The sequence below is a fragment of the Micromonospora arborensis genome, from assembly GCF_003205615.1.
GTDB classification, from domain to species: domain Bacteria; phylum Actinomycetota; class Actinomycetes; order Mycobacteriales; family Micromonosporaceae; genus Micromonospora; species Micromonospora arborensis.
The window spans coordinates 133,665-156,918 of the sequence record NZ_PYBV01000003.1; the positions used below are offsets into that span (position 1 = coordinate 133,665).

A 23,254-nucleotide genomic window follows, 5' to 3' on the forward strand; every position below is an offset into this window, starting at 1 on the left:
TCAGTCTCGGCTCCTGGTGTGCGCGATGACCGAGCCCGGCCCGATACGGAAATCGTAGGGAGCGAACTCGTTTGTTCGGCACGTTCTCAGGTCGCATCGGAGTGGCCGCCAGCGCCGCGCTGCTGGTACTGACCTACCTGGTCACGCTCGTCGCAGGTGCCTTCGGCTGGGTCGGCCTGTTCGCCGTCGCCGGCCTGGCAGCCGTCATCGGCGAGTTCGCCGTCGCCCGCTGGTCGCCGCCTTCGCAGCTGCTGCTGGAAAAGGTGGGCCTGCACCTGTCGTACCGGCAGTTGACCCGCGACCTCGCGGCGGTGCTGCTGGTCGCCGCCGAGGTGCGGCTCAGCGGCGGCGAGCTGACCCTGCTGTTGGTGCTGCCGGCCGTGGTGTGGGTCGTCTCGGTCTTCGCCGGGGCGTTCTCCATCATGATCGAGCGTCGTAACCCGCTCTCCGCCATGGTGCGCAACATCGAACTGGGTCCGCTGCAGGCCGCCCCCCAGCCGCCAGCCTGGGCGGCGGCGGTCGCCGGTGACCGGATGCCCCTGCTCAACCTGCTGCTGGTGCCGGCCGCCGTGGCCGCCGCGGTGCAGCATCACCCGACACCGTTCTTCGTCGCCGCCGCGGTGGCGGTCGCGGCGACCGGTGTGGTGGGCGCCATCGTCGCGCTGACCTGGCTTCGGGGCCGGGGCGCGGGAGAGGGGCCACTGCTGCCCGCCGTGCAACGGTGGCTGGACAGCTACCAGCCCGAGGTGGCGCTCTACTTCGCCGGCCCGGCCAAGGACGTCTACCAGGCCAACATGTGGCTCGCCCCGACCGAGGCGCTCCAGCAGCGCGCGGTGGTGCTGCTGCGCAGTCGGGACGCGTTCCTGGAACTGGCCGACACCCGGTTGCCGGTGATCTGCGTACCGACCGGGGTCGACTTCATGAACCTCGAACTCGGCAGCGTCCGTGCGGCCCTCTACTCGGCGAACGTCGGCGCGAACATCCACATGCTCCGCGAGCCGAGCACCAAGCACGTCTTCGTCGGGCACGGCGACAGCGACAAGCAGGCCAGCGTCAACCCGTACAGCAAGGTGTACGACGAGGTCTGGGTCGCCGGCCTGGCCGGCCGGGAGCGTTACGCCCGGGCCGGTGTGGGGGTGCTCGACCAGGACATCGTCGAGATCGGCCGGCCGCAGCTCGCCGGGGTGCACACCTTCGGCGCCGAGTCGGTGGACCGGCCCTTCACCGTGCTCTACGCCCCCACCTGGGAGGGCTGGCTCGACGACGACCCGTACCACACCTCCCTGGTGCTGATGGGTGAGCGGATCGTCAAGGGCATGCTCGCCGCGACCCCTCGGCTGCGCCTGATCTACAAGCCGCACCCGCTCACCGGGTCACGGTCCAAGGCGGCCAGGGCGGTGCACGACCGGATTGTCGCGGCCATCCGCGCTGCCGGCGGCGACGCGAACGCGTCCTCCCTGGACGGCACCGCGCACCTCGTGGTCACCGGCCGTACGCCAGCGCTGTTCGACTGCTTCAACCAGACCGATCTGCTGGTCAGCGATGTGTCCAGTGTGGTCTCGGACTTCGTGCAGAGCCAGCGCCCGTACGTGGTGGCCAACCCGGCCGGCCTGTCCGAGGACGACTTCCGCCGTGAGTACCCGACGGCTCGGGCCGCGTACCTGCTCTCCAAGGACTGTGGCGAGTTGGAGAAGATCGTGGCGGTGACCCGGGCCGGCGACGACCCGATGACCGAGGCCCGCCGGGAGTTGAAGACCTACCTGCTCGGCCCGGCCGAGGCGAACCCGATGGACCGGTTCCAGGAGGAGATCGACCGCCTCTGCCGCCGCTGAGCAACGCGCGTACGGCGCACGGATGGTGCTACGCGCCCGGCCCGACACCTTTCGGGCCGGGCGCGAACGTGTCAGCCCAGCAGGGCGGCCACCGCGTCGGCGACCGGAGTGTCCGCCGGCAACGCCTGCGCCGCCACCACCGCCGCGACCGGCAGCGGGCCGTACACGTGCGGGAAGAGTTGCCCGCCGCGCGACGGCTCCCAGCGCAGCGCGTCGCCCAGCGGGTCCTCGGCCACGCTGAGCAGGGTCAACCCGGTCGCCCCGGCGAAGTGCCGGCGGGCCGTCTCGACCACCTGGTCGGGGCCGGAGAGGTGGATGAAGCCGTCCTGCCGGTCCACGGCGGAGCCGGTGAAGGCACCGGCGGCGAGGGCGTCGTCCCATTCCGTGGTCGACAACAGTTTGTAGATCACCACCGCAGCCTACGGGGGTGCCGTCGGCGCGCTGGCCCGGTTTTCGTCGGTACCGCCGCGCCCGTCGCCTCCCGCCGGGCATGCTCAGGTCAAGGGCCGCGGAGGGATGGGCGATGCAGAGCTACGACGACGACTGGACCGACAGCCAGCGTGCGCTGTACGACGAGTGCTACCGGGCTGGCGGCGAGTGGGCCGAAGACCCGGACACGCCGTCCGATGACGTACAGCACGTGATCAACCTGGCCGAGGCGGACGACGACGCCTTCCAGGACGCGGAGATCGACTACCCGCCCCTGGTCGACGCGGTCACCCAGGCCAGCGGGGTCACCGTCACAAGCGTGCCGGCCAGCCACGAGGATCCGGGCTTCCGCGGCTTCACCGACGGCGTCCGGGACGCCACCGCCGACGACGTCTTCGGTCTGTAACCGGGCCGTGGCAATGTGGGGGCTCCCGCTTCGCGCACGCTTCTGCCACCATTCGCAGAACGGTTGCGACGGACGGGGGCACGGGTGCGGATCCTGCTGGTGGAGGACGACCGCCGGGTGGCCGCTGCGCTCCTTTCCGCCCTCACCCGCCGCGGGTACGAGGTCGAGCACGCGGCCACCGTCGCCGCCGCGCTCTGCGCCGCCCCGTGCGACCTGGCGCTGCTCGACCTGACCCTGCCCGACGGGGATGGCACCGACCTGTGCCGGGAGCTGCGCCGGCGTAGCAGCCAGCTCGGCATCATCGCGGTGACCGCGCGGGGCGAGGAACGCGATCGGGTGCTGGGCCTGCGCCTCGGCGCGGACGACTACGTCGTCAAGCCGTTCTCGATGGTGGAGTTGCAGGCCCGCATCGAGGCGGTGCTGCGCCGGGCCAAGAACGCCGCACCGGAACGGCACCTCATCGAGGCCGGGTCGGTGCACATCGACGTGGCCGCGCGGACCGTGACTGTGGACGGCCGCGCTGTCACGTTGACCCGCAAGGAGTTCGACGTGCTGCTCTCGCTGGCCCGCCAGCCCGGGGTGGCGGTGCCCCGCGACCGCATCCTGCTCGACGCCTGGGGCACCACCTGGGCCGACCGGCACACGGTCGAGGTGCACGTCGGGTCGCTGCGCGGCAAGCTCGGCGACGCCCGCCTGGTGGAGACCGTCCGCGGCATCGGCTACCGGCTGCGTGATGCGTGAGGGGCTGACATGCGTCGGCGACTGGTGATCAGCTACCTGCTGCTGATGGTGCTCGTCCTCATCGCGTTGGAGACACCGCTGGCCACCACCACGGCCAACCGCGAGACCGAACAGGTCCGCGCGGACCGGCTCGCCGACGCCACCCGGTTCGCCTCGCTGGCCGGGCCGGCGTTGCGCGACGGTGGGCCGGGCCCGATCGAGTCGGAGCTGACCAGCTACGACAACCTGTACGGAATCGGCGCCGCGATCGTCGACCGGGACCGCCGCACCTCGGTCGCGTCGCCACGGTGGGAGCCCGGCGCGGGGACCACGGCGGTTCTGGACGTCGCGCTGTCCGGGCAGCAGACCAGCGACCCCGAGTCGGTCTGGCCGTGGACGACCGGCCCGGTGGTGGTGGCGGTGCCGATCAACGACGGTGGTGAGGTGCGCGGCGCGGTGGTGATCGTGACCCCTGCCGCCCCGATCCGCCGGGCGGTCGTCGCGTGGTGGCTGCTGCTCGCCCTGGCCGGTCTGCTCGCCGTGCTGGCCTGCGTGCTCACCGCGTTCGGGCTGGCCGGTTGGGTGCTGCGCCCGGTCACCGAGCTGGACGCGGTCACCCACGAGATCGCCGAGGGCGACCGGGGCGCCCGGGTGCAGCACCGTCTGGGTCCGCCGGAGCTACGTCGCCTCGCGGCCAGCTTCAACCACATGGCCGATGTGGTCTCCGACGTGATGGACCGGCAGCGCGCCTTCGTCGCGCACGCCAGCCACCAGTTGCGTAATCCGCTCACCGCGCTACGGCTGCGGGTGGAAGAGCTGGGCCCCAGCCTCACCGACGAGGACGGTCGATCCGAGCACCGGCTGGCGTTGGAGGAGACCGACCGGCTGGCGTTGGTGCTCGACGCGCTGCTCACCCTCGCCCGCGCCGAACGGGAGGAGAACGAGCGGGTCACTGTGGACGCCACAGCGGTGGCCGCGTCCCGGGTGGCCGCGTGGGCGCCGCTGGCCCGGCACCGTTCGGTCGCGCTGCGGCTGGACACGACCGACACCCCGGCGTACGCACAGACGGTGCCGACAGCCGTCGACCAGGCGCTGGACGCGTTGATCGACAACGCGGTGAAGTTCAGTGGGGACGGTGGGGCGGTCACTGTGACAGTGGCCCGCCGGGACAACGGGGTGGCTCTGGAGGTGCGCGACTCCGGCCCGGGCATGACCGAGAGTCAGCTCGGTCAGGCGACCGAACGGTTCTGGCGGGCGCCGGACGCGCAGAACGTCGACGGCGCGGGGCTCGGCCTGACCATCGCCGCCGTGCTGGTGGACGCGTCCGACGGGCGGCTCACCATGCGCCCGGGGGAGCCGCGCGGGCTGATTGCCGCCCTGTGGTTTCCCGCGCCGGAGGTCGACCCCTCGGTGGAGCCCGTGGACGACGAGCGGCCGGCCGACCTCCTGCCCAGCTCGGCGCGGTAACGCCCGGCCGTCAGGGTTTTGCCGCGCGGTACCAGGCGGCGGCCCCGGGGTGCAGCGGCAGCGGCGCGGTCACGATCGCCGAGCGAGGGCTCATCCGCCCCGCCGCCGGATGCGCGAGGGCCAGCTCGGCTCGGCGCTCCATCAGCAGCCGGGTCACGTCCCGGACCAACTGCTCCGGCAGGTCGGCTCGGACGACCAGGTAGTTCGGATCGGCCACTGTGGTCACAGCGTCCACTCCGTACACCGAGTGGGGAATGTCCCGGGAGACGTAGACCTGGCCGTAGCGGGCGCGCAGCGGCTCGGTCCATTCGCTGAGGTCCACGATCCGGGTGGCGCTGCGCCAGGCCAACTCCGTGATGCCCCGCACGGGCAGGCCACCGGAGAAGAAGAACGCGTCGATTCCACCGGAGCGCAGCGCGGACACCGAGGCGTCCAGCCCGAGTCGTAGGCGTTGCACCCGGTCGCCGCCGAGGTTGGCGACCTCCAGCAGCCGATTCGCGGTGACCTCGGTGCCCGATCCGGATGCGCCGACGGAGACCCGGCGGCCCCGTAGGTCGGCGATCGTCCGGATTGGACCGCCGCCCGTCGTGACCAGGTGCAACTGATCGTCGTACACCCGGGCGATGGCCTCGACCGACGGGTTTTCCGCCGTGGTGGTGGGCAGCACGTCGGCCTGGGTGAAGCCCAACTCTGCTCCACCGGACTCGATCAGTCGGACGTTCTCCGCGGAGGCGGCGGTGAGCACCACGCTGGCCCGGACGTCGGGCAGTTCCCGGTTGAGGATGGCCGCGAGGGACTGTCCGAACGCGTAGTAGACGGCGGTGGGGCTGCCGGTGGCGATCCGGATCGCCGTCGGCTCGGTCGGGGCGTCCCGGCAGCCGGCGGTGTTCAGGGTCGCGGTCAGCAGCACCGCCAACAGGGCGGCCGTCCCCGGGCGGCGGCGGCCCGGTCGGCTGGACAAGATACGACTCACGCGGTGCACTGTGCGCTGTCGGACCGGCGGGCGCAAGCTCCTGGGCGGTGGTGTGCCGGGTGGGTGCGGCCCGAGCACCGATCAGCAGGCTGGGCGGCGTGCCGGTGGCACGACCTCGCCCCACGCCGGTTCCGGCGCTGGCCCGCGCGCCGGCTCCAGTGCCGCGCTGCTCAGGATCCGCGCCCGGTCCGGGCCGGCGGCCACGCTGACCAGGAAGCATCCGGTGCTCGGGCGGAGCCGGGCCGGCACGTCGAGCACGGCAGCGCTGCGGATCAGCACCGCGGCCAGCTCCCGGTCGGTGAACCGCACGCCGAGGATGTGCCGGCGGATGTGCCGCCCGGCGGCCAGCAGCGCCGAACGCCAGGCAGCCGCCGCGAGGCGGGACACCGACCGTCGGCGCGCTGGGGAGGCGCCGGGAGGCGGCCCGCTGAGCAGCTCGCGCCGCCCCTGCCACCAGCCCGCGTCCAACATTCGGGTGTACGCGCCCTGGTGCTCCTGGGGCACCCAGAGGCGGTGCAGCTCGTAGCGGCGGCGCAGGCCGCGGACGGCCACCTCCTGCGTGACCGGGATGTCCAGCCGGGCGAGCAACTGCCGCATCCGCTGCGCGGCGTCCTCCCGGTTGAACTCCACCGGTGCGTGCGCCGCGAGTACGGCGCTCGGCCGGGCGGCGGTCGGTGGCGCTGTGCAGCGGCGCAGGCAGGCGGCCTCGAACGCGTCGCCCAGGGTCAGCCAGTCCAGCGGGGGTGGCGGCGTCGCGGTGCCGGGTCGATCGAGCAGGGCGGTTTGGCGCGTCAACGGGGGCTCCCTCGTCGGGGTCTGGGTTCCCCTACCGTGGCCCCTGGCTCGCCGTTACGGAACTGGTCCGGCCCAGCCTTGAGCAAATCTTGCGGCTGCCCCGCCGTCAGAGGTCGGTGACCACCAGGTCCACCTGCCGCGCCCGACCGGGCGCGGTGGCCTGCTCCTCGACGGTGTGCTTCAACTCCCGCAACGTGCCGACCAACTCCGCGGCGGTGCGCGGTCGGGCGCCGGCGACGAGCAGGTCGCGGACCAGCCGCCCCTTGGTCGCCTTGTTGAAGTGGCTGACCACCGAGCGGACCGGTACGCCGTCGACCTCCCGCTCGTGCAGCACCCGCACGGTGACGGTCCGCTCGGCCAGCTCCCCGCGCGGCGTCCAGGTGGCCGCGTACGCGCCGGAGCGCAGGTCCAGCACCAGGCCCCGGCCGGCAGCGGCGTCCAACACCGGTGCCAGCTCCCTGCGCCAGTACGCCGACAACGCCCCGACGCCCGGCAGGCGGGCGCCGATCGGGCAGCGGTACGGGGGGATCCGGTCGGCCAGTCGGACCGCTCCCCACAGCCCGGAGCTGATCAGGATCGACCGGCGGGCCGTCCGTTGCGCCGCAGCGGGCAACGAGGCGAACTCCAGCGCCTCGTAGAGCACACCGGTGTAGAGCCGCTCGGCCGGCGCGGTGGCGGCCTCCCGCAGGCGGGCGTTGCGCCGCAGCTCGCCCCGCTGGCCCTCGCTGAGGCCGAGCGCCGCCCGTGCCGCCGCCTCGTCCGGCCCGGCGCTGAGCGCGGTGAGGGCGTCCAACACCCGCTCCCGGGCCGGGTTCAGCTCGGGCAGCGAGAGCCGGTCCGGGGACCAGCGTCGCCCGGTGCCGGCGTCGGCCTTGCCCTCCGAGGGTGGCAGCAGGATGAGCATCGGGTCTCCTCGACGGGCGGGACGGCGGCCCGGCCAGCGTACGACCCGCCGTTACCGCCAGGGCCGCACCGGGGTGTCGGGGTGGTACACGCGATAGCCGCCAACCTCGCGCACCGGTGCGGCGTCGGCCCGGTCGGCGAGCAGCCTGCGCAGCCGCCGATCCATCGGGGAGCCGACCTCCACCACGTAGCCCGGTCGCTGGGCACTGCCGACCTGCCGCCAGTACGGGCGGTAGCGGTTCTGGCCGGGGGACAGGTCACCGTCGAGCACCCCGCAGATCACCGTCTCGTCCGTGTTGAAGATCAACCGATTGCAGGTCCAGTAGTCCCCGTACACCTCGTGGGGGCCGTTGGCGCGCAGCGCGGCGGCCAACTCGCGGGCCTGGCGTTCCTCGGTCCGCGACGCCGCGGTGCCGCTGGCCGCGAAGAACACGGTGATCACCAGGGTGGTCGCGGTCAGGGCGACCAGCACGGCGGTGGACAGCGCGCCGGTGAACCGCCCCAGCACGCTGCTGGTGCCCCGCCAGGCCGTCAGCGCCGCCACCCAGAGCGGCCAGAGCACCGCCGGCAGCGACAGTTGCAGCACCGACAGGTAGCGGGCGTTGTCCAGTGGGCTGGTCGCGGCGAGCGGGCTGCGGACGTACGACAGCAGGGTCAACCCGGCACCGGCGACCAGCGCGAGCTGCACCACCGGCCCGACCCGCTCCCCGCGCGACCCGGCGGCGCGGCGGTACGCGAGCACCGCGAGGACCGCGCCGGCCACCAGCAGCACCGGGTACAGCACGCCGAACCACTGTTGCCAGCGGCCGCAGCCGTCCACCGGGCAGAGCCCGTGCGCCAGCGGCACCCCTTCGAGCAGGCCGCCCCGGATCCGTTCGGACCAGGGCGGGAGTGGCCCGGCCTTCGTGCTGATCTCCCGGAACACCGACAGCGAGTCCGCACCGGGCTCGGCGCGCAGGTTGTCGACGATCATCGGCGCCACCCCGACGACGGCACCCGCCACCAGCAGCAGGCCGGACCAGCCGAGCAGTTCCCTGCGCGCCGCCCACACCAGGGCGAGCCCGGCCACCGCCAGGTACGGCAGGATCAGCCAGTCCGACCAGACGGCCAGTCCGACGAGCAGGCCGAACGCCGCGACCGCGAGCCGTCGGCGGCGGATCGTGCCGGCGGCCAGCCCCACGGTGATCAGCAGCATCAGCAGCACCGCCGGCTTCACCTCGGGCCGGCCCCCGACCACGGTGAGTTGGTCGCGCACCACCCGCTCCGGCCCGAGCGCGAGCAGGCCCACGACGAAGACGGCGAACCAGGGTGTGCAGAGCCGGCGGGTCAGCCGGTAGATCAGATAGAGGAAGACCGCGTACAACGCGAGCATCGGCAGCCGCAGCACCGGCCAACTTGGCCCGGCCACCGCCACCAGGGGAGCGGCCAGGTAGGACTCCAACATCCCCATGTAGTGCTGGCCGTACAGGAAGATCGGGCGTTCCCGGCCCTGCCCGATGTGCAACGCGGCGAGGCCGAAGGTCGCCTCGTCGCTGTTCGACACCGGCACCGTGTACAGCGTCAGGACCAGCCGGTAGACGACACCGGCGAGCCCGATCAGCAGCGCGACGAGCGCCGGCCGGTCGAGTCGCGGACGCCATCGCCCGCGGTGCTGCTCTGGATGTGACACGACCACGCCCCCGTCGTCGTCCCGACGGAGTGTTTCACGTTTGGTGGGCCCGCCGAGGTCGATCGGCGGAGCCCGGCCCGGCCCGGCCGGCACCGGCCGGCTCTGCCGGGGCCGGCTCGCGTGGCCGTGGCTCTCGACGTGTGGCAGGGTTGGCGCGTGCCACCCACTCCCGCCGGCCAGCTTGCCGTTCCGAACCTGCATCGGGCTGCACGGATCGAGGACGCCGTCCACCAGCTCGTGCAGCGCCGGCTGCGGCGCACCGGCTGGCGGGTCAACATCGTCGCGTACACCGGCTACGGCGCCCCGGGCTGGGTGCGGGTGATGTGCCGGGTGCTGCTGGGCCGTCCGGACACCCGCCAGCGGGGTCGGCTGGACAAGGTCCGTGGCTGGCGCAGCTTCACCACGCTGCCCAACAAGCACGTCACCGTGACCATCGAGGCCGGCGGGGTGCGGCACGAGACGCAGGCGGATCGCAGCGGCTTCGTCGACACCCTGGTCGAGGCCGACCTGCCACCCGGTTGGGGCACGGTACGCCTCAGCGTCCCGGACGCCGACCCGGTCGACGCGCCGGTGCGCATCCTCGACCCCGACGTCAAGTTCGGCATCATCTCCGACATCGACGACACCGTCATGGTGACCGCGCTGCCCCGGCCGCTGCTCGCCGCGTGGAACACGTTCGTGCTCGACGAGCACGCCCGGGCCGCCGTGCCCGGCATGGCGGTGCTCTACGAGCGGCTGGTCACCGCGCACCCCGGCGCCCCGGTCTTCTACCTCTCCACCGGCGCGTGGAACGTGGCGCCCACCCTGACCCGGTTCCTGTCCCGACACCTCTACCCGGCCGGGCCGCTGCTGCTCACCGACTGGGGCCCGACCGCCGACCGCTGGTTCCGCAGCGGGATGGAACACAAACGGTCCACCCTGGCCCGGCTGGCCCGGGAGTTCCCCGAGGTGCGCTGGCTGCTCGTCGGCGACGACGGCCAGCACGACCAGGAGATCTACCGGGAGTTCGCCGCCGCCCACCCGGAGAACGTCGCCGGGGTGGCGATCCGCCGGCTCTCCCCGACGCAGTCGGTGCTGGCCGGCACCCTGCCCGCTCCGGCCGGTCGCCCGTCGTCGGGGCCGGTGGGGCAGAAGTGGCTGTCCGCGCCGGACGGCGCCGGCCTGTGGCAACTGCTGCGCGACGCCGGCCTGGTCTGACCGCCGGTCCGGCCGAACTGCCGTCTCCCGGGTGGCGACCGACCGGGTGCCTACGGCCGAACGGCAGGCGCCGAACCTCGGCAGTCCCAGGATGAGCGGATCAACTCCCGTTCGGTGGCGGCGAGGTGGGCAGTCGTGGCGAGCCAGGCCCAGGCGTACCGGTCCGGGTCGGGATCGGTACGCCGCCCGAACGCGTCCCGCCCGCGCCGGTCGGACTCGTCGGCGAGCGCGGAGGCCACCGTGGCGGCGGTCGTGAAGCCGGCGCGGCGCAGCGGACCCGTCAGCCCGGTGCCCTCGCCGCGGGCCGCCTCGACGACGGCGCGGCGGCCGCCGGAGACGGCCAGCTCGACCAGCCGGCGAACCCGCCACAGCGGGGACTCCGCGACCGCGTCGGCGTCGAGGGCGAGGACCGGTTCGGTCATCGCCGCCGGGTCACGCGGCGGTAGGTGATTGCCCTGGATCTCGTCGTAGCCGAGGTCCGCCCGGCCGTGCCAGTCCGTTGGCAGCCGGAGCGTCGTGGCGGCACCGGGCACCGGGCCGACCGCGAGCGGTCGCAGCGTGCTGGCCCGGTCCGGGTCCAGCCGGCCGACCACCCGGATCCGCAGGCCCGGCCGGGAGGCGAGCCGCCGCAGGTTGGCCACGTGGGCCAGCATCGGGTGGGAATCGGCTGGCGCCAGCCGGATCACCGGGCCGTCCGGCACCGGCGCCCGCTCCGGTCCGGCGTCGGTGGCGGGGGCCAGCTCGCGGGCCAACACCTGGTCGCCGACGGCACCCACGACCATCAGATCACCGCCGACCAGCGCGGTACCGGCCCGGATCGGGTCCTCCGGGTCGTCGGCGGCGAGTTGGGCGGTCACCACCTCGGCGAGTGGACGCGCGAACAGTTCCGCCAGCGGTCCGGTGGCCCAGTCGGTCTCGATGAGCGGGCTGGCGCGGACCCCCTTGCCGGCGCCGAGCCGGCCGTCCGGTGAAACGGTGGTGCCGGTGATCCGCAGGCCGCCGCGGGCCAACACCGCATGGTTGACCGCGACAGCGCCCATCTCGGTGACCGCCCGGGCGCAGTCCCGCGCCCGCTCCGGGCCACCCGGTTTCACGTCGCCGAAGGAGAGCCGCCGCCCGTCGGCGGCGACCAGGTGGGTGACCACCCCGGCGTATCCGTTCGCGCTGATCACCGGCTCCCGGCAGACGCCGTACACCTCCAGCGTTCCGTCCGGCTGGTAGGCCCTGCGGAGGATGCCGACCAGCGCCGGGTCGGGATCACCGGCGGCCAGCCGGCCGGCCACGTACAGCAGGTCGTGCAGCACCTCGACCAGCTCGGCCAGCCGGTGTCCGGCCTGTCGTTCCCGGTGGGCGCGCAGGCCACGGACCGCGCGCAGCGCGGCGCTCTCGGCCCGCGGCAGGCCGGCCAGCCGGGCGCTGTGGGCGGCCCGCAGCAGTTCGGCCTGGGGAACCGCGCCGGCGGCCGGCACACCGGCCGCGAGCACTGCGGAGGCGGCCCGCCACAGCGCACCGGCGGCGGCCCGTTGCGCCTTCGTCGGTGCCGTGTTCTGACCGGCACGACCGGCGGCCGATCTCTCGGTTCGCCCGGTCCGGCTGGGTTTCGCGCCGTCGCTGTCGGGAGCGGACGACGCGCCGGCGGACGCCGGGTCGGGATGGGTGGCCGGATCGGCGACCGGGCAGGCGACCAGGACCGCGGTCCGGTGCAGACAGCGGGGTGCCAGCAGGCAACTGCACCGTGCCTGGTGCCCCTCGGTGACCGCGCCGGTCGGCCCGGGCGTGAGGGTGACCAGGGCCTCGGCGCCGCAGTCGACCGACACGCCGCCGTCGACCCGGCCGACCGGTACCCCGGCCAGCCGTTCGACGGTGGCGTCCAGCCGCTTGTGCAGCCGGGGTGGCAGGGCGGCTACCGCCGCAGCGGCGACCTCCGGCAGCACCGGCGGCAACAGGTCGGTGGGTGGGCGGTCCGTCAACGTGATCCTCCACGGATGCGATCGCCCACCCAGCGGGCGAGTTCGAGCGGGCTGAGAGCGGCGACCGGCATCCCGGCCGCGACGAGCTGCTCGGCGACCGGCACCGAATAGCAGGGCGCGCCCCTGTCGTTCAGCGCGGCGCAGCCGAGCAGATGCACACCGGAGGTGGCCAGGGTGCGGACCTCGCCGAGCAGCCCGGCCAGCGGGTAGCCCTCCTCGAAGTCGCTGACCACCGCGACGATGGTGCGGCTCGGCACGGTCACCAGCGAGCGGGCGTGGGCCAACCCGGCGGCGATGTGTGTACCGCCGCCGACGCGCACCTCCAACAGCAGCGACAGCGGGTCGTCGACCCGGTCGGTCAGGTCGACCACCTCGGTGGAGAACGCGAGGAAGTGGGTGGAGAGGGTCGGCACCCCGCCCAGCACGGCGGCCGTCAACGCCGACCACACCACCGACGCCTCCATCGAGCCGGACACGTCGACCACCAGCACCAGCCGCCAGTCGGCCTCCCTGCGGGTCCGGGTGTTGAAGACCGGGCGTTCCGGCACCACGACCGTCCGGCCGTCGTCGAGCCGCTGGGTGTGCTGCAGGTTCGCCCGCAGCGTACGGGCGAGGTTGATCCGGCCGCCGGGACGGCGGGACGGACGCGGGTTACTCAGCCCGGTTAGCGCCGGACGCACCTGAGTGGCCAACTGCTTGGTCAACTCCTCGACCAGCCGCCGGACCAGTGGCCGCAGCTTGGCCAGGTGCCCCTCGGGCAGTCCGCCGGCCAGTGACAGCACCGAGGTCAGCAACTCCATCGAGGGGCGTACCGCGGCCGGGTCGAGTTCGGCGAGCACGTCGGTACGGCCGTTCTCGGCCGCCCGGGCGATGACCTCCTCGCGTACCGAGGTGCCGAAGAGCGCCTCGAGTTCGTCGGCCCACTCGCGTGCGGTCGGGAAGGAGGTTCCCTGGCCACCACCGCCGGCCGCCTGGCCGAGGTCGGTGGCGCCCTCGCCCTGGCCCGCCCCGTACAGCTCGTCCAGGGCGAGGGCGTAGCGCCGGGCGCCGGCCGGCAACCGGTCGGGTTGGCGGCCGAGGAGCAGCCGCCACCGGTCGGTGGGGGTGAGCTGGGCGGCCGACGTGTCCAGGTCGGGTTCGGAGTCGGCGGAGCCGGTCGGCGTCTCCGGGCCGGGTTCGGTGTCGGCGGAGCCGCTCGGCGTGCCCGGGATCGGTATGTGACGGGCGATCAGGGCGGCCCGACCGGCGAGGTCGGCGGCGGTCCAGCGGGCCAGCATCTCGGGCGGGACGGACAGTGCCAGATCGAGCCGATCGCCGAGCCGGTCGGCGACGGTGTGCAGCAGCCGGTCCCGGGCCGCCGGGGTGAGCACGTCGAACCCGCCCCGCAGCGCCGGCAGCCGGTCCAGGAACTCGGTGTCGGTGAGCCGCTCGATCCGCTCCAGCAACGGGTCCAACGCGGCCGGGGCGGACTGCAGCAGCGGATGCGCCGCGGTGAGCAGACCCCCGAGTAGCCGGTGCAACTGCCGCCGGGTGTCCGGTCCGGTCGCCGCGTCGATCCAGCCGGCCACCCGGGTGCCCAGGACCTCCACGCCGGTCAGGTCGAGCAGCACCCGGGCGGCCAGGGCAGCGCCCTGGATCAGCGGCGAACCGGCCCGGGTCAGGTGGCCGAGGGCCTCGTCCAGACGTAGGCCGATCCGATCCTCGCCGGCGCGGACCGCGAGGTCGACCAGTGCGGCGGCGTCGGCGGTGGCGTCGCTGCCGGCGAGGCCCGGCAGCCCGCGGACCGCCGCGTCCAGCAGCACGACGGCCAGCTCGGCGGCCCGGACCCGGCCGTCGGCGGTGGTGCCGGGCAGATGCGCGCGGCGCAGGGCCTCCAGCAGGTCCAGGGCGGCCAGCATCTCGGGCAGCGTGCCGGTGCCGGGCAGCACCACGGTGGCCAGTTCGAGCCGGTCGGTGACCAGCTCGGGCAGGTCGCAACGGGCGGCGTCGCGTAGCCCGGTGAGCAACTGCGCGGCGGTGGGGCCGCCGTCGGCGGCCTCCCGGCGGAACCGGTCCCGCAGGGTGCCGGTCGCGGCCAGCGCCGCGGTCACCCCGCGTACGCCGACCAGGTCCAGCCGGGCCGCCACGGACGGCGTCCAGGCCAGCTGCCAACGGGTGGTCAGGGCGGTACCGTCGCCGGTGCCGGAGACCGCGATCGGCTCGCCGTAGCCGACGCCGCAGATCTGCAGGCGTTGCAGCAGGATCTCCCGCCGCCCGTCCAGCTCGGTGCGCAGCGGATCCAGCCGGACCTCGCGGGACTTCGGGCTGTCCGGGTTGGGCAGCCGCAGCGCGGTGAGTTCCGCCTCGACGGCGGGACCGAGGCCGGACCGCGGCGTACCGGGGGCGATCCGGCCGCGCTCGGCGCCAACCAGCACGATCTCCAGCGCCTTGGCCAGCGCTCGGCCGCGGCCGAGCAGCTCACCCTGGCCGAGCACGGTGGTCACCGCCTCCAGCACCTCGCCCCGGCCGGGAGCGGGCAGGTCCCGCAGTCGGGCCAGGTCGCCGCACAGCCGTACCGTCTCGGCGGCCTCGCCGGTACCGGCGGTGTGACCGGCCGAGCGGAGTTCCCGGCAGAGGTCGGTGACCGCCCGTGCGGCGGCGGCCCGGATCTGTTCTGGGTCGCCGGCAGCGGTGAAGACGGACTGCTGCCAGCGGGGGTCACGGATCCCGGCCGGGTAGCCGGAGCGGGAGTCGAGCAGGTCGAACGCGTACGGCACGAGCGAGGTGATCGCCGTGCCGCCGTCCGTGGTGGCCGGCCCGGGCCGGGTCGTCACGGACCGGACCGAACCGGCCTCTGTGGCGTCACCGGCCGTGCTGGCCGTCGGGGTGGGGCCGGTGGCGGTCGACGGGGTGGCGAGCAGGGCCGGGGCGTGGAAGGCGCCGATGACGGCGGCGACCCGCCGGCCGTCCGCGCCGGCCTCGGCCAGCACCCGGCGCATGTGTCGCTCGCGGGCGAGGTCCCGGGCCGGTATGCCGTCGCCGCTGGCGCTGTCGGTACGCATCGCCCAGCCGACGCCGAGGGCGGCCCGCCGGACCGCCTCCGGCGTGCAGCCCGGGGCTTGCACCTCGACCACCCGGTCCCACAGGTCGTCGCCGTCGCGGCCGGTGCCGCTGGCGCTGAGGGCGGCGGCGTAGCCGGACCGGCGCGGGCCGCGCACTGGTTCACCGGCGGCCGGCTCGGACCCGGCGGTCGAGTCGGTGGCCGGGTCGATGGTGTCGGCGCTCCAGCCGGGGTCGGTCAGCGGCAGGTCGCAGCAGACCACCTCGACGTCATGCTGTCGGGCCCAGCGGATCGCGGCCAGCTCCGGGGAGAAATCGGCGAACGGGTAGAAGCCCGTCGGCCCGTCCTCGCCGTGGCTGCCGACCAGGGCCAGCGGGGCCCGGGCGGCCGGGTCGGAAAGGTACGGCAGCCAGCGCTGGAAGTCGGCCGGCAGCTCGATACAGACCACCTCGGCTGCGGCGGCGTCCAGCAGCGCCGGGAGCACCGCCGCCAGGGCCGGACTGTGATGCCGCACCCCGATCAGGTACGGCCGGACGCAACCGGCGAGCGCGTCGACCACGGCTCGTGGGTCGGCCGGCGTCGAATCGACCGTCGAAGGGTCGACCGTCATCGGGTCGACGGTCGGCGGCGCCCCACCGGGCAACGTGCGGGATGCGCTCGTCACCGCAGGTTTTCCCGCAGATCCCAGAGCCGGCGCCACATCGCCGAGCCGTCCTCGGCGCGGCGGCGAACCGGGCCGTCCCAGTAGCCGAGCAGCCGGGCGTGGTCGTTCTGGTCGTCCTTGCGGACCACGCCGAGCAGGTGCCCGGGGACCAGGTCGAGCGCGTCCCCGCCGGGCAGGTACGCGGCGGCCAGCCCGAGCGACGCCGCCACCTGCACCGCCTCGGCGGTGGACATCACCGTGCCGGGCCGTTCCACGTCCCAGCCCTCACCCGACCGGCCGGAACGCAGGTCGCGGAACACGGTGACCAGGGCGTCCAGCACCGCGTCGTCCACGGCGTACGCCGCACCGGCGCGCTGCACGGCGGCGGTGGCCTGCCGGCGTACCAGGTCGGTCTCGGTGTCCACATCCGAGATCGGGTGGATGGTCTCGAAGTTGAACCGACGCTTGAGGGCAGAGGACATCTCCGACACGCCCCGGTCCCGCAGGTTGGCGGTGGCGATCACGCTGAACCCGGGTGCCGCGCGGATCAGGCCGTCCTCGGTGCCGCTCAGCTCCGGTACGTTCATCCGCCGGTCGGACAGGATGGACACCAGCGCGTCCTGCACCTCGGGCAGGCAGCGGGTGACCTCCTCGATCCGGACGACCCGGCCGGTACGCATCGCGGTCAGCACCGGCGAGTCGACCAGCGCCTGGGGGGTCGGGCCCTGGGCGAGCAGCAGGGCGTAGTTCCAGCCGTACCGGAAGGCGTCCTCGGTGGTGCCGGCGGTGCCCTGCACGGTCAGCGCGCTGGTGCCGCAGACCGCGGCGGCCAGCAGCTCGGACAGCATGGACTTGGCGGTACCGGGCTCACCGACCAGCAGCAGGCCCCGCTCGCCGGCCAGGGTGACCACGCACCGCTCGACCAGGCTCCGTTCGCCGACGAACTTCGCCGGGATGGTCATGCTGGCCGGCAGTTCGGTGTCGGCCGGGCAGGTGCGCCGGTCGGCGGGCAGCTGCAGCGCCTCGCCGTCGCTGCCCCGGATGAAGGTGACCACGGCGCGCGGGGTCAACGCCCAACCCGGTGGCCTGGCCCCGTCGTCGTACGCGGCCAGGAACGCCAACTCGTCGGCGTACCGCTGTTCGGCGGAGAGGACCTGGGCGGCGGTCTCCGGCGCCACGGTGGAGCGGACGTGTTCCGTCACGGTCACTGATGTTCCTCGATCTCTGTCTGGTTCGGGCGGGTCAGCGGCGGGGGCCGCGGGTGGGCAGGTTGTCGAATCGGGGCCGGTCGCCGTCGCGGAGGCGTTGCCAGGCCCGCCGGTAGAGGTGGGCGGCCGGCTCGAACGGGACGGTCACGCTGAGTGCGGCCGTACCGTCCGGTGCGAGGCCGAACAGGCTGGTCTTCCAGGCCTCGATCGGTTTCTGCCCGTGGCCGCGCTCCAGCCACGGGCCGGGCAGGAACAGTGACCGGCCGGCCCGGGATCGGCTGGCCTCGACGACCAGTTCGGTGCCGGCCAGTTCGGCGCGGGCCGCCTTCAGCCGGGCTGGCTTCCAGCCGGTCCACTTCGTCGTGTCACGGTCGGTCGGGTCCGGCATGGCCAGCAGCATCAGGTACACCGCCGCCGCGTCGGCGCCCAGGCCGTTTTCGCCGGCTGCCTCGGCAACGAGATCGGGCACCGACCGGGTCGGGTCCTGCGGCCACCAGGTCCCGTCCGCCGCCCGCGCGCCGCCGACCGGCTCCCCCGGATCGCCGAGCAGCGCCGCGAAGCGTGGGTCGCGGGCCAGTCGAAGCGCCACCTCCATCGGGTACGGCTTGGTTGCGTTCGCCCGCAGCGCCGGCAGGTACGGGTCCGTCCCGTCGACGTTGAGCAGGTCCGGCCGCAGCGCGGGCGAGGGTCGGGTGTCGGCGGTGGCCAGGACGATGGCGCCGTAGCGTTCCCAGCCCGGGCCGGTTTCCGACGGGGTGCCGGCCACCTGGCGGAACGCGGGCAGGGAGACGTACTCGTTGAGGTCGAGCAGCAGGTGCGGGTTGGCCAGCCGATCCCGGGTCTGAGCCAGCGCGGCGGGCAGTGCGGCCCGGCACGGATCGCCGGCCGGGGTGTGGTGGGCGACCCAGGCGGCCAGGGTGACCGCGGAGCACAGCACCTCTCCGGTGAAACCCGTTGGCTGACCGTCAGCCGGGTGGGCCCGATCGCCCAGGATCCCGAAGGTCAGGTCGGTGCTCAGCTCGGCCGAGCGGGCGGGGTCGACCAGCGCCGGCAACGCCTTCGTGGGTGCCCAGTCGGTGCGGACCGCGCGCACCGCGTCGACGAGGAGCTGTTCGGGTACCACAGCCCGGCGCCCCACGGCGGCGTTCCAGACCCTCGCGGCGGCGGCCACGTCCACACCGTCGGTCCACAGCCGAGCCGGGTCGTCCGGCAGCAGCGCCGAGACCGCGGCCAGCCGGACCGCCAGGCTTGACTCGTGCAGTAACTCGTAGGCCACGTTGACCGCGCGGCCCTGCTTGATTCCGAGAGCCTTGAGCAACTCGGGCGTGGCGGGGTTCATCGAGTTTCCGGACAGCAGGCCGGCCAACACCAGCTTCCCGGCGGTGGGGGTGACGCCGGTCAGCTCGGCGAACTGCTCGGCCGCTTCCGGCCGCCAGGGCAGTGGGCCGCGCACGGCCCACTCGGTGAGCAGACCGGTCAGCCAACCGGCCGGCCGTTCGGCACCGACCGGCGCCGAAAATCGCACCGTGTACGGCTCGGGCACGGCGAACACGCCGGCCGGGTCGTGGTACAGCGCGTCGAAGAGGTAACCGCCGCCGGTGCCGGTGTGGCTGAGCACGGCGATGAACGCCCCGTCGGGCAGCGGCAGGATGCCCGGCCGGGGGGATCGGCGTGCGCCGTCGGGGTTGGTGAGGTCGTCGTCGCGCAGGTACAGCGAGAATCGACGCCAGCGGGCTGGTTCGGCCGCCGTGCTCAAGTCGAGCCGGTCCAGCTCGGTGAGCAGGGCGCGCAGCGTCTCCCGGTGTTCGTCCGGGGTGACCGCCGCGACCGCCCGGTAGGCGACAGCGGCGACAGCGCCCAGCACGTCCCACCAGTCCAGAGTGACCGGCAGCGGCGGCCCGTCGAGGTGCAGCCGTACGGCGGGTTCGTTCCCGGTGACGGCGGATCGTTGGGCGGCGATCACCTGGAACTGGGTGAAGGCGTGGGTCGAGTTGCTCGCACTGAAGGCGGGGCGCAGACCGTCCAGCGCCAGCCTGAGCTGCTCGTCGGTTGGTCCGCTCGCGGCGGCCGCCGGTGCCACCGCCTTCGGGGCGGACAGCGACCTGGTGAGCCGCTCGCCGACCGCCTCCAGGTCGGTGCGCACGTTGGCGGCCAGCCGCAGCACGCCGGCCACCCCGGCCAACAGCGCGTCATGGCTGATCGTCGGCAGCGTGGAGCGGACCAGTTCGACCAACGCGTCCTCGCCATCGGCGGTGGCGGGTGCGTTGCCCGATGGGCCGACCACGGATCCCGGGAGGGCGATGGGAAGGCCGGTGCTGGACGGCGGGGCCACGGTCAACCCGGATCGGGTCGTCGCCCGGGCTGCGGCCCGTGCGGCAGCCTCGGCCAAGGCGGCGCGGCGTTCGTCGAGGGCAGCCTTGAACAGCGTGGCGGCGATGTCCCGGTCCACCCGGCGCAGGGCCGCGGAGCCGGCCGGATCCCGGTGCAGCATGTTGCCGAGGAACTCCCGCCTCGGCAGCGGGACCACCCGGGCGGTGTAGGGCCGACCGGACGTCGTTCCGGCGGTGGCTGACACCACACCGTCCGGGTCGACCAGGACGAAACCCTCGAGGACGGCCCGTGGCCGGTCGTCGCCGGGCAGCATCAGCGCGGCGATCGGTTCCTGTCCCGGGGCCACGGTGACGGTACGGCCGGCCAGGTCCTCGCCGCGCACCGCGCCGTCCGGCAGGGTGACCACCCGCCAGCCGAGGAGACCGTCCACCGGAGCGGCGGCCGGGGTGACCCGGTCGGACAGGGCCGGCCGTAGCCAGCTGGCCGACTCGTGGAGGCGGCTTCCGCTCACCGGCGACTCGGTCAGGAACCGGGGCAGGCTGCGCCGACCGTGGGTGTTGCTGGCCGGGTCGTACTCGCGCCAGCCGTAGTCGCTGTCCTCGTGGCGGTAGACCCAGTAGGAGGTGCCGTCGGTGATGACCGGCAGCTCCACCGGGACAGCGGTGTCACCGGGGTGCAGCACGCCGTCGCCGGTGGTCCGTCCGCCGCCGGCCAGCGGCAGGGTGACCTTGTTCGGGTGCCGCCGGTTGCGAAGACTGCCGTTGATGGCCTGCGGCTCGCCGGGCGACGAGTGCCAGTAGCCGCACAGGTCGTAGTTGAACGACCGGGATTGCCAGAAGACAAGCAGTTGGCCGTCGACGTAGTGGTAACCGGGCTGGTGCCACATGTCGCCGGCCGGGATGCGCAGGTCGTGGCGGAGCACGATGCCCTCGGCGCCGAGCACGCGCACCGTGGTCGGCCCGCCCATGATCACGTACGGCCAGGCGTCCTGCTGGGTCACCTCGATCCGCCGGTCGCCGCCGGTCACCTCCTGCCAGGCCTGCTCCCAGTCCGGCCAGCCCAGCTCGTCGAGGAGCCCGCCGCGCAGGCTGCGGGCGACGTGCTCCGCGAGGTCGACGTCGAGGACCTGCCTGAGCTCGCTGGCCGCAGCCTGCGCGGCGGGCCCGTCGAGGTCGTCGAAGACCAGCCGCAACGCCTCGACCGGGAGGTTGCCCAGCCACTTCACCGCCTCCGGAAGGTACGGCAGCCCGGTGGTGAACCGGTCGCGGATCCGGGCCCGCAGCCAGTCGGTCAGCAACGGCCGGACGCCCCGCGTCCCGGCCAGCCGGCGCTGGGCCTGCTTCTGGTCGTCGGCCTGGTCGAGACCTCGGCGCAGAGCCGCGGTGAACCGGTCGTCGCCGGCCAGGGCGAGCAACTCCCGCTCTCCCTCGGTATTCACCCAACGCGCCAGGTCCAGGGTGTCGCGTTCCTTCGGCGGAGCCACCGGCAGGTCGAGGGTGAGCAGCAGGTCGAGCAGGTCCAGGTCGCCGGCGACGGCGAGGGCCTCGCCGCTGTCCGCCAGCTCGGCGCGCAGCCGGGCGGCCATCCGCTCGACGAGTGGGTACAGCTCCCGCACTGGCCGGTGGCGGTCCAGGTTGGTCCGATTCAGGAAGCGGCGCAGCCAGCCGACGGAGCCGTCCTGCGGACGGGCCGCGTCCGGCACCTCCGGGTCGGAGAGTCCGGCGAGCGCACCGGTGTTGGCCAACAAGGTCAGCCACATCGCCAGGTTGTTCTGGTTGGCGGGCATCAGATCGAGCAGGCTGCCACGGATCGCCGGGTCGCGACCGGCCAGCGCCGTCACCGCCGGCAGGTGCACCTTCCACCAGCCGGCCGGCGCCTCGGCGGCCACCGGCAGCCGCAGCAGCTCGGCCAGGTAGGCCGCCTCGCGGTCGGCGACGGCGGCGGCGCCGGCCGCACCAGCGGCCTTGGTGGCGGCCCGGACCAGCCGCTGCACCGCGTTGGCCAACTGCGCGGAGGGAACCACGCCGGCGGCCGCTGCCCGCAGCGCCAGCCGGCAGAACCGCTCCAGCGTCTCGTCGGCCGGCAACTGGGCGGACAGCTCCTTCGCGTGGCCGGCCAGCGCGGTCGCGGAGACCACCTTGGCCGCCGCGAACTCCACGTAGACCTCGTCCAGCCGGTTCAGGTCGACCGGCAGGCCGTGCTGCGCCTCCGCCTTGCGCGCCTTGTTGAACAACTGCGTCGCGTAGGTGTCCTGTCCGGCGGCCAGGAACACCCGCGCCGCCTGCTCGAAGAACGTCGGCAGGAAGTGCGGCAGCGTACGGGCGAAGCGGTCGGCGAGGCTCTGGTGCCCATCCAGGGCGGCCTTCGGCCGCGACCGGACCTGCTTGGCCAGCTTCTGCAGCTCCGGCACCACCGCCAACGCGTGCCGGCCGTCCGCCGGGTGGTGCACCAGCACCCACTCGGGGAAGGCCAGCGGGCGGCGGGGGCCCAGCCCGACGAGGGCCGGCTCGGCGCCCGGCGTCAGACCGAGGAACCCGACGGCCATGTCCTCGCCCTCGCCGAGGGCCGCGTCGACCAGGCGGACCACCGGCCGGTCGTCGAGAGCCGGGTGCCGGTAGGTGCGGGCGGTGAGGGGCACCGCCCGGTCGCCGGCGCCGGCGGTGCCGATCGGCAGCACCGCGCCGGCGGTCAGCAGGCTCTCCGCCGACGTCCCGTCCGAGGTGGTCGTCATCCCGGTCACGCCTTCTCCCTCATTCGGGTCGGAGCGCCGGACAGGGCCGTCGCCATCCGTATTCCTTCCGACCAGGCCACCGGCCCGACCTCGGTCAACCGCAACGTCGGCCCGTCCACGACGGACCAGGAGAGGTTGCCGAGCGTCGCCTCGGGGTCCCAGTAGTCCTCGTCGAACCACATGGCGGCCTCGACCGTGCGGCCGGCCTCCCAGACCCGGCACTTGACCTGGGAGCCGGAGACCCGGAAGCCGAGCGTGGCGGCCCGGGCGGCCAGCCGGTTGGGGACCGTGGTGCCGTGGAAGTCGTTGATCGTGGTATCCCGGTCCTTCAGGTTGGCCGGCCTGACCCAGGTGTCCCGGCGTAATTGCTCGACCCGCTGGGTGACGTCCAGTTCGTCGGCGAACTCGCGCAGGTCCGCCAGATCGGGCACGCGCACCGGGTGGGGCAGCGTGGCGGTGACCGGCGAGAGCCGGACGGTGTCCCCGTCGAGGTTGACCACGCGCAGGTCACCGGTGTCCGTGACGTCCCGCAGGAAGCCCGGCTCGGCCGGGTCGTCCCCGAGCACCACCAGGTCGCGCAGCGCGCCCTGCCAGGCCGGGTCCGGCCAGACCCGGGCCAGCAGCCCGGTCGGCACCGGCAGCGAGGACACCACCCAGGTGTCGACCCGCGCCAGGCATTCGGCGGTGTGCCGATCCAGCCACTGGCTGAGCTGGCGCAACCGGTCCACCGCGGGGTCGTCGCGCAGCGCCTTCGGGAGCGTCTTCAGTGGACGACCGCTGGCCCGTGAGCCGGTGGATCGTGCCGCCACCCTTCCGTCCACAAGAGAGATCTCGTACGAGTCTCCCACCGCTACCCAGCCCATCAGGACCGCCCTCCCCAGTGGCAGATCGGCCGGATTGCGTGGCGAATTGGCCGAGACTGATCAACGAGGGGGGAGGC

General features: G+C 74.1%; 15 protein-coding genes. 5 read left to right on the forward strand and 10 right to left on the reverse strand.

The genetic code is table 11. The annotated features are described in order from the left end of the window. Positions 1–71 precede the first annotated feature (71 nt). Positions 72–1,832 (forward strand): CDP-glycerol glycerophosphotransferase family protein, encoded by a 1,761-nt coding sequence (locus C7C45_RS02340; RefSeq protein ID WP_110561957.1) that lies wholly within the window; start codon positions 72–74, stop codon positions 1,830–1,832. 71 nt (positions 1,833–1,903) lie between these two features. Here the strand turns inward: C7C45_RS02340 and C7C45_RS02345 are convergent, their stop codons facing one another. Continuing rightward, complete coding sequence (locus C7C45_RS02345; protein ID WP_110562060.1) at positions 1,904–2,242, reverse strand: DUF952 domain-containing protein; 339 nt, start codon at positions 2,240–2,242, stop codon at positions 1,904–1,906. A gap of 113 nt (positions 2,243–2,355) precedes the next feature. Between C7C45_RS02345 and C7C45_RS02350 the strand changes: the two genes are divergently transcribed. The 3 genes from C7C45_RS02350 (at position 2,356) to C7C45_RS02360 (ending at position 4,854) form a co-directional block, all read left to right on the forward strand. Further along, a complete protein-coding gene (locus C7C45_RS02350) occupies positions 2,356–2,667 on the forward strand; it encodes a hypothetical protein (protein WP_110561958.1) in 312 nt (103 codons plus the stop codon). An 84-nt stretch (positions 2,668–2,751) separates the two neighbouring features. Beyond that, positions 2,752–3,408, forward strand: a complete 657-nt coding sequence (locus C7C45_RS02355) for a response regulator transcription factor (protein ID WP_110561959.1) — start codon at positions 2,752–2,754, stop codon at positions 3,406–3,408. 9 nt (positions 3,409–3,417) lie between these two features. Further along, positions 3,418–4,854, forward strand: a complete 1,437-nt coding sequence (locus tag C7C45_RS02360) for a sensor histidine kinase (protein ID WP_110561960.1) — start codon at positions 3,418–3,420, stop codon at positions 4,852–4,854. 10 nt (positions 4,855–4,864) lie between these two features. On the opposite strand, the gene C7C45_RS02365 is transcribed toward C7C45_RS02360, so the two are convergent. The 4 genes from C7C45_RS02365 to C7C45_RS02380 form a co-directional block, all read right to left on the reverse strand. After that, a complete protein-coding gene (locus tag C7C45_RS02365; RefSeq protein WP_425271105.1) occupies positions 4,865–5,836 on the reverse strand; it encodes a TAXI family TRAP transporter solute-binding subunit in 972 nt (323 codons plus the stop codon). 72 nt (positions 5,837–5,908) lie between these two features. Then, positions 5,909–6,622, reverse strand: a complete 714-nt coding sequence (locus C7C45_RS02370) for a hypothetical protein (protein WP_110561962.1) — start codon at positions 6,620–6,622, stop codon at positions 5,909–5,911. A gap of 106 nt (positions 6,623–6,728) precedes the next feature. After that, complete coding sequence (yaaA, locus tag C7C45_RS02375; RefSeq protein ID WP_110561963.1) at positions 6,729–7,526, reverse strand: peroxide stress protein YaaA; 798 nt, start codon at positions 7,524–7,526, stop codon at positions 6,729–6,731. Positions 7,527–7,577: 51 nt separating this feature from the next. Continuing rightward, positions 7,578–9,194 (reverse strand): ArnT family glycosyltransferase, encoded by a 1,617-nt coding sequence (locus C7C45_RS02380; protein ID WP_425271106.1) that lies wholly within the window; start codon positions 9,192–9,194, stop codon positions 7,578–7,580. Between the two features lie 156 nt (positions 9,195–9,350). On the opposite strand from C7C45_RS02380, the gene C7C45_RS02385 reads away from it, so the two are divergent. Then, positions 9,351–10,391: an App1 family protein gene (locus C7C45_RS02385; protein ID WP_110561964.1), complete on the forward strand. Its 1,041-nt coding sequence runs from the start codon at positions 9,351–9,353 to the stop codon at positions 10,389–10,391. Between the two features lie 50 nt (positions 10,392–10,441). Here C7C45_RS02385 and C7C45_RS02390 read toward each other — a convergent pair whose 3' ends face one another. From C7C45_RS02390 to C7C45_RS02410, 5 genes are read right to left on the reverse strand one after another with little or no spacing between them, the layout of a single operon-like run. Beyond that, positions 10,442–12,361, reverse strand: coding sequence for a hypothetical protein (locus C7C45_RS02390; RefSeq protein ID WP_110561965.1), 1,920 nt, complete (start codon positions 12,359–12,361; stop codon positions 10,442–10,444). Then, positions 12,358–16,011 carry a vWA domain-containing protein gene (locus C7C45_RS34705; protein WP_110561966.1) on the reverse strand — a complete coding sequence of 1,218 codons (3,654 nt, stop codon included), beginning with the start codon at positions 16,009–16,011 and terminating at the stop codon, positions 12,358–12,360. The genes C7C45_RS02390 and C7C45_RS34705 overlap by 4 nt, the downstream gene beginning before the upstream one ends. Before the next feature lie 50 nt (positions 16,012–16,061). Then, the gene (locus C7C45_RS02400; RefSeq protein ID WP_208641041.1) at positions 16,062–17,252 is read right to left on the reverse strand and encodes an ATP-binding protein; all 1,191 of its coding nucleotides are present in this window, start codon (positions 17,250–17,252) and stop codon (positions 16,062–16,064) included. 34 nt (positions 17,253–17,286) lie between these two features. Continuing rightward, a complete protein-coding gene (locus C7C45_RS02405; RefSeq protein WP_110561967.1) occupies positions 17,287–22,323 on the reverse strand; it encodes a DNA-binding protein in 5,037 nt (1,678 codons plus the stop codon). After that, positions 22,320–23,123, reverse strand: a complete 804-nt coding sequence (locus C7C45_RS02410; protein WP_244200199.1) for a DUF4132 domain-containing protein — start codon at positions 23,121–23,123, stop codon at positions 22,320–22,322. Before C7C45_RS02410 ends, C7C45_RS02405 begins: the two co-directional genes overlap by 4 nt. Positions 23,124–23,254 lie beyond the last annotated feature (131 nt).

Bases quoted from the DNA above. Each gene is read 5' to 3' on its own strand.
- C7C45_RS02350 (WP_110561958.1), top strand. From the start codon at position 2,356: ATGCAGAGCTACGACGACGACTGGACCGACAGCCAGCGTGCGCTGTAC.
- C7C45_RS02360 (WP_110561960.1), top strand. From the start codon at position 3,418: ATGCGTCGGCGACTGGTGATCAGCTACCTGCTGCTGATGGTGCTCGTC.
- yaaA (WP_110561963.1), bottom strand. From the start codon at position 7,526: ATGCTCATCCTGCTGCCACCCTCGGAGGGCAAGGCCGACGCCGGCACC.
- C7C45_RS34705 (WP_110561966.1), bottom strand. From the start codon at position 16,011: ATGACGGTCGACCCTTCGACGGTCGATTCGACGCCGGCCGACCCACGA.